6 protein-coding genes and 1 pseudogene are annotated in these 9,549 nt (G+C 43.3%); 6 read left to right on the plus strand and 1 reads right to left on the minus strand.

Features of this window, described 5'->3' with window-relative positions:
* Positions 1-136: 136 nt before the first annotated feature.
* Positions 137-469 (plus strand): annotated as a pseudogene (locus tag IM450_RS18180) (LOG family protein); the annotation flags it as partial.
* A gap of 28 nt (positions 470-497) precedes the next feature.
* Here IM450_RS18180 and IM450_RS18185 read toward each other — a convergent pair.
* The gene (locus IM450_RS18185) at positions 498-887 is read right to left on the minus strand and encodes a hypothetical protein (RefSeq protein WP_002796539.1); all 390 of its coding nucleotides are present in this window, start codon (positions 885-887) and stop codon (positions 498-500) included.
* A gap of 161 nt (positions 888-1,048) precedes the next feature.
* Between IM450_RS18185 and queA the strand changes: the two genes are divergently transcribed.
* From queA to IM450_RS18210, 5 genes are all read left to right on the plus strand, one after another.
* The gene (queA, locus tag IM450_RS18190; RefSeq protein ID WP_287665654.1) at positions 1,049-2,146 is read left to right on the plus strand and encodes a tRNA preQ1(34) S-adenosylmethionine ribosyltransferase-isomerase QueA; all 1,098 of its coding nucleotides are present in this window, start codon (positions 1,049-1,051) and stop codon (positions 2,144-2,146) included.
* A gap of 163 nt (positions 2,147-2,309) precedes the next feature.
* A complete protein-coding gene (locus IM450_RS18195) occupies positions 2,310-3,998 on the plus strand; it encodes a serine protease (protein ID WP_287665645.1) in 1,689 nt (562 codons plus the stop codon).
* Between the two features lie 575 nt (positions 3,999-4,573).
* The gene (gene gcvT / locus IM450_RS18200; protein WP_287665647.1) at positions 4,574-5,680 is read left to right on the plus strand and encodes a glycine cleavage system aminomethyltransferase GcvT; all 1,107 of its coding nucleotides are present in this window, start codon (positions 4,574-4,576) and stop codon (positions 5,678-5,680) included.
* 310 nt (positions 5,681-5,990) lie between these two features.
* Entirely contained in the window at positions 5,991-7,721 is a 1,731-nt protein-coding gene (locus tag IM450_RS18205) for an Rqc2 family fibronectin-binding protein (RefSeq protein ID WP_002802150.1), read from the plus strand.
* 407 nt (positions 7,722-8,128) lie between these two features.
* Complete coding sequence (locus IM450_RS18210) at positions 8,129-9,439, plus strand: TIGR04222 domain-containing membrane protein (protein WP_287665651.1); 1,311 nt, start codon at positions 8,129-8,131, stop codon at positions 9,437-9,439.
* Positions 9,440-9,549 lie beyond the last annotated feature (110 nt).

The following is a 9,549-nucleotide window of genomic DNA, read 5'->3' on the forward strand; positions in this document are numbered from 1 at the left end:
CTTAAATATTGGAAGAAAGGTAGTCGGAGAGGCCGCCTTTAGCGGGAATCCGATAGAGAGGTTCGTAGTTAACCCAGTACGGGTCAAAGCGTACAAAGCTAATTCTAGATGCAATATTTGCGTACAGAATTAGTAACTATTTTACCCCTACCGTCACATTCGTAAACTTACCATTTTTGGCTCGGCACGCATCAAACCCCACAGCAGTGAATACCGTCTGGCAGTGGACTTCGCACGCTGTATCAGTCAATACGGTTTTATGGTGTTAACTGGCGCTGGGGGTGGCATCATGCAAGCAGGGAATGAAGATGCTGGACGGGAAAATTCCTTCGGATTAAATATTCAGCTACCCTTTGAACAGGGGGCTAACCCCTAGATCATAAATGATGCCAAATTAATCGATTTTAAATATTTCTTTACCAGAAAACTATTTTTTCTGCGGGAAAGTGACGCAGCAGCTTTATTCCCTCGAAGAGCATCCCGATATAAAATAAACCCTAGGCCAGAGTTTCCGGACAGTATCCTAAACCCTTAGTAAATTGTTGACGAAAAGCCTCTATATCTTGCTGATCCGGGGTACCATGGGACACAATCGCCACTTGATAACGACGCATGACATCAATAGGAGATTGTCCCGTTTCCAAACTCCAAAAAACCATCTGGAGACGCATTTCCGGTTGATAGGTAATCCCTAACTCATTCATGTAGGCGCGAAAATCACCGTGTTGGCAAGGAGTGAGCATTTGATTAAACTTTACCTTGACCACCCAACCGTTAATCTGATGGATAACCGTCATCACGGAGGAAGGCAGATGAGTCATCGATCGCAGGTATTCGGTGACTCGTAGCGTTAAACTAGCATTAGCAAGAAAATAGAGATAGTCCATAGTGGCCGCCGGGCTATTGGCTAATAGTCACGATTAGTGTTATATCTCTAAGTCTGACGATAAACCGTTCTCGATACCAAGGGGAGAAATCCCCGATTCAGTGAAGTTCGCCTGGGTAGAATTACCCAACTTTTGCGAAGATTTTTATGATGACAATGACGATGACCCCCGATCAATTACTCTCCAGCTACGATTATCACCTTCCTCCGGAGTTAATTGCCCAAAATCCCGCAGAAACCCGAGACAGTTCCCGTCTTTTGGTGGTAGATTCTCCCAATAGTCATAATGTGGCTATTTTTCGGGATTTACCCACTTGGTTAGAGTCGGGGGATTTGCTGGTTTTCAACGATACTCGCGTGATTCCGGCCCGTTTATTTGGACGTAAAACCACGGGCGCCCCCGTAGAAATATTACTATTAGAAGAACAAGATGACCATCTTTGGTTATCTCTAGTGAAACCGGGAAAACGCTTTAAAGTCGGTTCAGAAGTCCTTTTTTATCCGAAAACAGGGCGAACGGAAGACAAAGAAAAATTATGGTTAGCGAAAGTAATCGATCGAGATCTGAACACTGCTGGTCGTCTGCTGCAATTTCAACGTCATCCCGGACGCAGTTTTTGGGATATGTTGGAGGAGTACGGTCATATTCCTTTCCCCCCCTACGTCACCGAATCGGAGGCGGAAGAAGACCGTTATCAAACAGTTTACGCTGATAAACAGGGTTCTGTGGCCGCTCCCACGGCCGGATTACATTTTACTCCCGAATTATTCCATAAGCTCGCCCAGAAGGGTATAGATACCACCTATATCACCCTTCATGTGGGAGTGGGAACCTTTCGCCCCGTGGAAGTGGAAAATATTACAGAACACCTAATGCACCAAGAATTTTTGCAGATTTCCGCCGAAACTGCCGAAAAAATCGCCCAAACAAAGGCTAGAGGTGGCCGGGTTATCGCCGTGGGGACCACGGTAGCTCGCGCCTTGGAAGGGGCAATTAAAGAAACTAAGAGCGAGAAATTAACCGCTTTTCAGGGAAAAACGAATTTATTTGTCTATCCGGGTTATCAATGGCGAGTTATCGACGGCATGATCACTAATTTTCACCTACCCAAGTCCAGTTTGATGATGTTAGTCAGTGCCTTAGTCGGACGGGAAAGACTACTGGCATTGTATCAAGCAGCTATCCAAGAGCGTTTCCGTTTTTATTCCTTCGGTGACGCTATGTTAATCCTACCCGGCGCTTGCAGCAGTAATCGGTAAGTAGTTGGACAAAATTACATCCACACCCCAGAAAGAAGGAGGGCTAGAACTGCGGAAAGGGCAACAGGAAAGGGGAAAAATATGTATAAGCGGCCCGCGCATCTAAATTGGTCTAGGTCGATTATCGAACCACCTCTAGCCTGTTGTCTATCCTAACCAAGAAATGAAAAGAAAAGACATTAAAATCGGTCGCCGCTATTCTAGCAAACCCCTGCAAATATTTTTAATTATTGCCTTCATCGTCGCCGCTCCCTTTGCTATTTTTTATCTTATTGCCTTGGCTTATCTCTGGCAAGGAGATCAACTTTTGGCCGCGGGGGAGAAGGAATCGGCTCTGTCTGCCTACCGAACAGTTTTATCTTTTCACGAAAATTCAGTCCAAGCCCATATAAAAATCGCTCAGGTCTTACAAAGTCAAAAACGCTATTCTGAAGCCTTACAAGCATATAATCGTGGCTTTATAGTTAACGATAAACCACCGATGGAACCCTCCCTAAGTAATCATTTAGTAGCTTTGGGAGATATCTTCGCGCAAGAGGAAAAATGGTCGGAGGCGATCGATGCTTACCAAAAAGCAATTATGATTAAACCAACTTTTAAAGGGCAATTTCAGCTAGGAAAAGCCCTCTATAGCTTACAACGTTGGGATGAGGCGGCGAAAGCTCTGCAAGCAGCGGTTTTTCTCGATCCTAGTCAGGGAAAAGCCTATTTTTATCTGGGAAAGGCCTACAGTGAACAGCAACTCTGGCAAGAGGCCAGTTATGCCTATGAGCAAGCTCTAGAATTGATACCTAGTCAGGGTGAAATCTACAAAAAATTAGGAGAAGCCCTAGGAAAACAGGGAAAATGGCAGCAAGCAGAGCAAATATATCGACAGGCTTTAATTTACGCCCCTAAAGATGGGGATATTTATAATTATCTAGGTAAAGCTTTAGCAGAACAGGGCAAACTAGGGGCAGCCATGGCAGTTTTTCAACAGGCGCGGCAAATTAGCCCCAAGAATGCTAATATTTACGAAAATCTTTGTTATACCTATATCAATAGCGGTCAGATCGATGAGGGTTTAAATTGGTGTCGGCAAGCCGTAGAAATCGATCCCAATTTATCAGAAGCTAGATTTATTTTACAGGAAATCCAACGGGGGCGATTAATTCACGACAATCCCGAATTATTAAAAATGCCAGAGATAATTCCCAGTGTTAAGAGTGATCCTCTGGTGAATTTAAAACGCTCAATTGTTAAAATTGTCGTGCGCGGCAAAAATAACAATGGGATCGGCACTGGTTGGTTATTAAAACGAGATCAAGATAGAGCTTGGATCGTGACTAACCGTCATGTGGTGACGAATTCCCGTCAAGAAATCGATGCAGAGGCGCGCATTTTTGTCGAGTATTATAGTCAACCACCCCAGGGAAAAATACGCAAGCGTTCAAAAGCTAAAATTCTCCACATTACCCCCCCTAACGACTGGCTCGATTTAGCAGTATTAGAGGTAAAAAATCCTCCCCCAGATTTAAAACCTTTAGCTTTAGCGCCCCTACCAATTGCCCCTAATCAACCGGTAATCTCGATCGGTAATCCTTTTAATCAAAAAGATTGGACTGTCAGCAAAGGCACGGTTAATGATAATAACGAAAAATCCTTAAGTTTGTCCATGTTTGTCGTTTCTGGACAGTCGGGAAGTCCAGTTTTAAACGATAAAAATCAAGTGGTGGGAGTGATTTCTCAAGCGAGTTTATTTTGTGATAATCCCTCCACTCCTAAACCCCTAGAAAATGCCGTTAGATTGGGCTGCGGTTTCGCAATTCCCATTGACAGAGTGCGAGAAAGGTTAAGGGAGTGGGAATTATGAATTATCAATTATGAATTATGAAGTGGGGAACTTTTTCAGTAATCAGCTTCTGAAAGCAAGGGGCAAAAGAAAGAATCTGGCAATTCTCCTACCTAAAAAGAAGGTTATAAACTAAGTACATCAAAGCTTTTAGCTTAACAAATTAGGTTTTAGTTTCGGCCTTTGTTATCAGTTATCAGTGGATAGTGATACTAAATCCAGTTATTAAAAACTGATTATTTATTCCCCTTTGCATGAGTGCCTCTTGCATGACTGCTTCTCCGCATAACTAGCCTGTACTCAACGGATTTAGTATGATTGATCACTGTTTACTGTTTACTAAGTAGCTGGTTATAATTAAATTAAAAATGGATTTTAGGTTCGATCCCCCCTTAGTCCTAGGCTTGATTCATAGTAGGGTTGATTCATGAATCAACCCTACCCTTAGTCCCCCCTTGATAAGGGTGGTGTCTGATAATTTTTAACGCCTACCTACTTATTTACTGTTTACTGGTTACTGATAACTGATAACTGGTCACTGATAACTGATAACTGCTATGCTACTCTAGGCAGAAAACCATTCGATCGAGATCACCGTGGCTAACCAAGAAGCAACTTCCCCCGCTATTCGTACCCCTTTATACGACCTAATTGCCCAACAAACCAGCAAATTTACCCCTTTTGCGGGTTGGGAGATGCCGATACAGTTTAGCGGCTTAAAAATCGAACATAATGCTGTCCGCAATGGTGTGGGGATGTTTGACATTTCCCACATGGGCAAATTTATCTTAACTGGCGATAATCTGGTTCAATCTCTCCAAACCCTAGTTCCCTCTAATTTAGCCCGTTTAAGGGCAGGAAAAGCACAGTATAGCGTTTTACTTAACCCAGACGGTGGCATAATCGATGATATTATCTTTTACTACCAAAGCGAAAGCCAAGGCGTATTAATTGTTAATGCCTCAACCACCGATAAAGATCGAGAATGGATTTTAGGCAATTTAGAGGGATCGGGGGTAAAATTAAAGGATTTATCCCGAGAAAGGGTCTTAATCGCCCTGCAAGGACCCAAGGCGGCGACAATTTTACAGCCCTTGATCGGGGAAAAATTAAGCGATTTTGGCCTATTTAATCACTGGGAAAGCCAGCTTTTCGGGGAAAAAGTTTTTATCGCTAGGACCGGTTACACAGGAGAAGATGGCTTTGAAATTATGGCCCCTCCTGAAATCGGACAGCAACTTTGGACGGAATTCTTAAATTTAGGGGTGACTCCCTGCGGTTTAGGGGCGCGGGATACCCTGCGTTTAGAGGCAGCTTTAGCCCTTTATGGACAGGATATCGACGATAGCACGAGTCCCCTAGAGGCTGGCTTAAATTGGTTGGTTCATCTGCCAGAAAAAGGCGATTTTATCGGTCGTGATGTCCTTGAAGACCAAAAACTTAATGGTGTGAATCGGCGCTTGGTGGGATTGCAGATGTCCGGCAAACATATCGCCCGTCACGATTATCCGGTAGTATTCGCCGGGGAAGCGGTGGGTAAAGTTACCAGTGGCACTTTATCACCAACCTTAAACACAGCGATCGCTTTAGCCTATCTTCCCACACCTTTCGCCGCGATCGGACAGGCGCTCGAAGTGGAAATCCGCGGCAGCACCTACCCCGCTACCGTCGTTAAAAAACCCTTTTATAAAAGTAAAAAGTAAAAAGGTGATCGAGGTTAGGTGGCTTTTCAGTGAACAGTAATCAGCAATCAGTGAAGAGAAAACGGCAACTGTCCACTTAAAACTCAAATCTGATAACTGATAAGTAGGTAGGTATTAAAAACTTTCAGATCCCCCCGCCTATCGGCACCCCCCTTATCAAGGGTAGATCCCCCCGCCTATCGGCACCCCCCTTATCAAGGGTAGATCCCCCCGCCTATCGGCACCCCCCTTATCAAGGGGGGCAGGGGGGATCAAACCTAAAATCTATTTTTAATTTAATTATAACCAGCTACTTAACTGATAACTGAAAATGCAATCCGTAGACTTTACCACCCTCAGCGCCACTTGTGCCGAAATTGCCGCCACTTGGCTGCCGGCGAGACTAGAACAAGTGTATCAAATTGATCGCCAAACGATCGCCCTCTATTTACGAACCTTCGATCGCAAGGGATGGTTAATTATTTCTTGGCATCCCCAAGGAGCGCGGCTGCATATTGGTGATCCACCGCCAAAAGTCCCAGATACCTTCACTTTCAGCGATCAATTGCGTCATCAACTCAATGGTTTTGCGCTAACAAAATTAGCATTTGTTGCCCCGTGGGAAAGAGTCATCGATCTACAATTTGCCCAACGTCCCGATGATCCGGCGCTGTGGCATTTGTATATAGAAATTATGGGCAAATATAGCAATGTGATTTTAACAGATGCCGATCGGCAAATTGTCACCGTTGCCCATCAAGTCAATGCCACCCAGTCTAGTGTTCGCACCGTACAAACGGGACAAATCTATCAACTACCGCCCGTTTTATTGGCCACAGATCCCAGTTTAGAAGAATCCTTGAGCAGTTGGCAAGCTAGGGTTAGTTTAATCCCTAAAACTCTCGAAAAACAGTTAGTTAGTACCTATCGTGGGGTTAGTCCAGTCATCGCTCGATCGCTGTTGCAAAAAGCCAAGATTAACCCGAAATTAAACACGGATCAGTTAGAGAATACTGATTGGGAGAAGCTCTTTTCAGCTTGGCAAGAATGGTTAAAAATGCTGGAAAATAAAACCTTTCAACCCGGATGGACAAGAGAAGGTTATACAGTGATCGGTGGGGAGATACTGGCAGCGGCTAAAAATGTTCAAGAATTATTAAACCGTTATTATAGCGACCAAATTAATCAAGAAAGTTTTCGACAACTACAGCAAAAATTAAACCAAAAAGTCACCTCTTTACTGACTAAACTGCAAACTAAAGCGGCGGGATTTCAAACAAGACTAGCAGAATCCGCTCATGCTGATCGCTATAAAGAGCAGGGAGATTTATTAATGGCCCATCTGCAACAAATACAGCAGGGAATGACTAGCATTACTTTGGCGGATTTCCAGACAGGAAACCCTGTAATTATTCCTCTCGATCCCGAAAGAAATCCCGTGCAGAATGCCCAATATTTTTATAAACAACATCAGAAATTAAAAAGAGCGCGGTTAGCGGTGGAACCTTTATTAGAGGAAGTGGTCAGTGAAATTAATTATCTCGAACAAGTGCGATCGAGTTTAAGTCAACTAGAAAATTATAGCAGCAGCGAAGATTTAGAGGCCCTAGACGAGATACAAGAAGAATTAATCCAACAGAAGTATCTAGAAAGCAATTACCGGCGTAATCGGGCGAATAATAAAGAATCCGAACCCATGCGCTTTACTACTCCCTCTGGAGTAGAATTATGGATTGGCAGAAATAACCGTCAAAATGATCGGCTAACTTTTCGTAGCGCCAGCGATTACGATATCTGGTTTCATAGTCAAGAAATCGCTGGTAGTCACGTTTTACTCCGTTTAACCCCCGGTACAGTTCCAGAAGCCGCCGATCTGCAATTTGCCGCCGATTACGCCGCTTATTATAGCCGCGCTCGCCATAGTGAACAGGTTCCCGTCGTCTATACCCGTCCCAAATACGTCTATAAACCCAAGGGTGCCAAGCCAGGTATGGTGGTTTACAAACAGGAAACGGTAATCTGGGGCTGTCCTCAGAGGGTTGAGGATTACCGCAAAAAATAATTTTTTACCAAATTGTTTACTTTTTTTTACACAAAATGGGTATTGTCTGTTACAATTTTTACTATAGAGACAAATGCAGTTCAGGCGCTTGGGAACGCAAGAACTATATTTCCTCGGATTACAACAACAAACAACAGCAAACCAGTGGGAGCAGCCGATAGTCTCGGGAAAGACACAAAAAACCGACTATTCAGGTGATATTAAAGCGACCACTGGTATTTTATCCTCACCTAACCGGTTCTGTCAGTTTCCTCAACTTTCTTTTCGGTTTCCGAGACTTATTGCCCAGATGAAAGAGGGATAGTTGGCATCCAGCTTTTTGTAAAGAAATTTAAACTTCACGCATAGTTAAGCCTCTTCAGCCTAAATAAACGACTAGAAACAGTTTTTTTCGGGAGGCCCGGTTTATGGATAGCCCATTAGGGACGATGAACTTTCAACAGATAGAGCTATACAAAAGAATTCAGGCATTTGCCTTGGATCGGCCAGATAGTCAATTATCTTTCAGCCAACGATTAGCAAAAGATAACGGCTGGTCCTTAGGCTATACTCAGAGAGCGATCGAGGAATACAAAAAGTTTATATTTCTAGCCGTTGCAGCAGGACATCCGGTCACGCCATCCGACCAAATCGATCAAGTTTGGCATTTACATCTGACCTATACGCGATTGTACTGGCAAGAGTTCTGTCCCAAAATTTTGCAAACCACATTACATCACGAGCCGACTCGTGGGGGTTCATCCGAGCAATTAAAATTTGGCAGTTGGTATAGCAAGACGCTAGAAAGTTACGAACAGTTTTTTGGACATATTCCTCCAATAGATATTTGGCCTAAACCCAAAGACCGATTCGGGCGAGATTTGCATTTTATCCGGATCAACAGTCAACAAAGCTGGGTTTTGTCAAAACCTAATTTGACAATCTTCTTGAAACCACAACTGCGAAAAATAGGCATCTTTACCTTTTTAGTCTTCCTTTCGCTGATGATAACTAGCTGTCAGATAATCTCCCAAATTCCTAACCCAATCAATTTTACAGGTCCGGAATTTTTAACCTTCTATATTTTCCTAGTAGTGATGGGAATCGCTTTGGCAGCCTGGCTACGTTTTTCCCTCTGCCTAGTTAGCGGTAATATAAATCAGCAACCTGATTTAAATACTTACGAGATAGCTTTCTTGGCGGGTGGCAATCATCGCCTGATTATGGCCGCAATTACCAGTTTGGTAAAACAAGGCTATGTGGAGGTATTAAAAGAAAAATCACCATTTGGAAGAACACAAGACAAACTGGTGGTGACAGGAAAGATCGATGCTATTACCGATCCTGTAGAAAAGGCGGTCGCCCAAGATATTTTGGCCACTGATGGGGCAATTAAACAGGTTTTCCAGAAGTCTACAGGAATGAAAGATAGCATTCGTTCCCGCCTAGAACAGCTTGGTTTGTTTCTGAGCGATGCCCAAGCATTGAAAGCGCAAATTTATCCATCATTGATTGTGGTTATTCTTCTAGGAATAGGCTTGTGCAAAATGGCGGTGGGAATTTCTCGCGATAAGCCCGTTGGTTTACTTCTCATCTGTATATTTGGGCTTCTAGTTTTGGGAGCAAGGTTTTTTGTCAAACCACAGCGCAGCCGTTATGGAGAGATCATTTTTAAGGATTTAAGAAATCGCTTACAACATTTAAAAACAGCCAATATAGCGTTTTCAAATAAGACATGAAAAAGCATCGTAATTGTGGAGATTAGGAAAAGTAAATAGTTTAAGGTTGATTAAAAGATTAAATATCTTCTTCATAATCCCAAAATTTTTACAGAAACGGTAGCATCTCC

It is taken from the genome of Microcystis sp. M083S1, from assembly GCF_020246405.1.
Classification (GTDB): Bacteria; Cyanobacteriota; Cyanobacteriia; order Cyanobacteriales; family Microcystaceae; genus Microcystis; species Microcystis aeruginosa_C.

What these genes read in the sequence shown, in the direction of transcription:
- IM450_RS18185 (WP_002796539.1), bottom strand. Translation starts at nt 887, where the DNA reads ATGGACTATCTCTATTTTCTTGCTAATGCTAGTTTAACGCTACGAGTC.
- queA (WP_287665654.1), top strand. Translation starts at nt 1,049, where the DNA reads ATGACCCCCGATCAATTACTCTCCAGCTACGATTATCACCTTCCTCCG.
- IM450_RS18195 (WP_287665645.1), top strand. Translation starts at nt 2,310, where the DNA reads ATGAAAAGAAAAGACATTAAAATCGGTCGCCGCTATTCTAGCAAACCC.
- IM450_RS18205 (WP_002802150.1), top strand. Translation starts at nt 5,991, where the DNA reads ATGCAATCCGTAGACTTTACCACCCTCAGCGCCACTTGTGCCGAAATT.
- IM450_RS18210 (WP_287665651.1), top strand. Translation starts at nt 8,129, where the DNA reads ATGGATAGCCCATTAGGGACGATGAACTTTCAACAGATAGAGCTATAC.